At 64.7% G+C, this 686-nt stretch carries 1 protein-coding gene; it reads left to right on the forward strand.

What is annotated here, in order from left to right:
- Window positions 1-356: 356 nt before the first annotated feature.
- The gene (locus JD276_RS15705) at window positions 357-551 is read left to right on the forward strand and encodes a hypothetical protein (protein ID WP_200116601.1); all 195 of its coding nucleotides are present in this window, start codon (window positions 357-359) and stop codon (window positions 549-551) included.
- Window positions 552-686 lie beyond the last annotated feature (135 nt).

The raw sequence follows: 686 nt of genomic DNA on the forward strand, positions 1-686 counted from the left end.
GTCGAGCGTGAGGCTGCGGCGAGGGCGCTCGAAGAGGCGGCGGCGGCTCTAAAGCGGCCCTCGGAGGGTGCCGCTTACGAGGTCTGGGCTTATGGGGGCGGGGACTGGCTACGTTCTCGTGCTGCCGAGATACGAGAAGGGAAGAGCGATGTGGAGTAGCACGACGTTTACGACCGTCAAGATCGGGGGCGTGTGGGTCCGCAAGGATCAGGTCGCTGCGCTCCAGATTGGGCAAACCGGGATCGACGTCCACCTGGTGAGTGGCGGGCGCGTGACACTCAACCTCGAGCGCACGAGGGAAGAGCTAGACCGTGCAGCCCGTGCGCTCTGCGGGGAGCCGACAGAGGAGAACAGCGGTGTCTGAGCGCATCAAGGAAGGCTCGATCTGGCGGCGCAAGTCGGACGGACAGCACACTACGGTCTTAGGCCAGCCGTCGACGGACGGCTACGCGTGGGTCGCGCACAAGGGGAAGCGCCTGACGCATACGTCTCGGACGAGGTTCCTGCAGAAGTACGAACCCGTGAAGGAGGCCAGCGATGACCGGGATTGATGTACGAGAGGCGGCGCGACGTCAGGCGCTCGTGGAGTACCAGCATTCGAAGGTGCGCGACCGGTACGACGCCGACCTAATGATGGCCGGATTCTCGGACGGCTTCACTGAGTGTGCGTCACGACTCCCCAGCGA

The organism is Leucobacter chromiisoli (assembly GCF_016522505.1).
Taxonomy (GTDB): domain Bacteria; phylum Actinomycetota; class Actinomycetes; order Actinomycetales; family Microbacteriaceae; genus Leucobacter; species Leucobacter chromiisoli.